General features: G+C 61.9%; 1 protein-coding gene. It reads right to left on the bottom strand.

The window, feature by feature from the left end; translation table 11 throughout:
- Window positions 1-21: 21 nt before the first annotated feature.
- Window positions 22-966: an IS110 family RNA-guided transposase gene (locus AC13Q5_RS34985; protein ID WP_488504958.1), complete on the bottom strand. Its 945-nt coding sequence runs from the start codon at window positions 964-966 to the stop codon at window positions 22-24.
- Between the last annotated feature and the right edge of the window lie 214 nt (window positions 967-1,180).

The raw sequence follows: 1,180 nt of genomic DNA, 5'->3' as shown, positions 1-1,180 counted from the left end.
AGCCCTCATGGTGAGCAACCATTAAGCAGGTATCCAAGGGGAGTGTCGTTTGAGGACGGTGTTGGCGAAGATGAGGAGCTTCCTTGCACAAGCGATCAAGGCTTGCTTATGGACTTTGCCGTTGGCTGTGAGGCGCTGATAGAGGCCGATGAGCGTCTTGTTCCATCGAAAGGCGGCGGGCAGAGCGGCGGCATAGAGGGCGATACGGACATCGGCGCGTCCACCGGCGATGTGGCGCTGTCCTGTACGCCCGCCTGAATCGTCGTTGAACGGCGCCAGGCCGGCCAGGCTGGCGGCCTGTTCGCGTGAGATGCTGCCGAGTTCGGGCATGCGGATGATCAGGGTCAACGCGGTGCGGGGACCGATGCCTTGAACGGATAGAACCAGATCGAGGCGCAGGGCCAGATCCTGATGGGTTCGCAAGGCGGACAGCAGGGCCTTGAGGCGCTGATTGCGCCGCAGCCTGAGCCGGACGATCTCCTGTTTGATCTCGTCGCGGATGGCCTCGTCGCGATAGGCTTCGCATCGTGTCTTGAGCTGAGCGATATCGTCTTCGGTCTGTTCCAACAGCCGCAGCGGCTCGGTAAGAGCGACAATGCGCGGATCCGTCGCGGATTGTCTGGTCGCATTGTGCTCGGCCGTGCAGGCGGCGATGAGACCGGCATCGATGGCATCGGTCTTGGCGTGCCGCAGCCGGTAGAGCGCATAGGCCCGCACTTGCCGGGGCTGTAACAGGATCACCTCGAAGCCGGCTTGGCGCAAGGTATCGGCAACATCGCGCTCGTAGCCACCAGATGCCTCCAAGCCGACGCGTGCGATGCCGGCGGCAAGCAGCATGGCGACCAAGGCCGCCCGGCCTTGCGCATCGTTTGCAAAGCACCAGCGCTTGTCGCAGCCGAAAAGTGCCAGATCGAGCTTATGTTTGCCGATATCGAGACCGGCCACACCTGTGTTATTCTTTGTCATCTTCGTCGACCCTACCTTGCAAATGAACCGATCCGTTCGGGCAACCATCCGGGTCCGATGAAGGGGCCGATCGCGATCTGGCTCACCAACAGCCCAAAAGGCTTGGGAGGCGACGATCCGACGACCGGCCGCTTCGCCCCGGGTGGCCACCCGGGGCGAAGCGCTCCATCTGGAACAACAGCACATTAATACAGATCGCTATTACAAGGAGGCC

The sequence above is a fragment of the Martinezella sp. CNPSo 3964 genome (genome assembly GCF_057784375.1).
The sequence above is the reverse complement of the archived record's forward strand: the minus strand, read 5'-3'. Positions and strand labels throughout refer to the sequence as shown.

Coding starts and splice junctions, on each gene's coding strand:
- AC13Q5_RS34985 (WP_488504958.1), bottom strand. CDS start 966: ATGACAAAGAATAACACAGGTGTGGCCGGTCTCGATATCGGCAAACAT.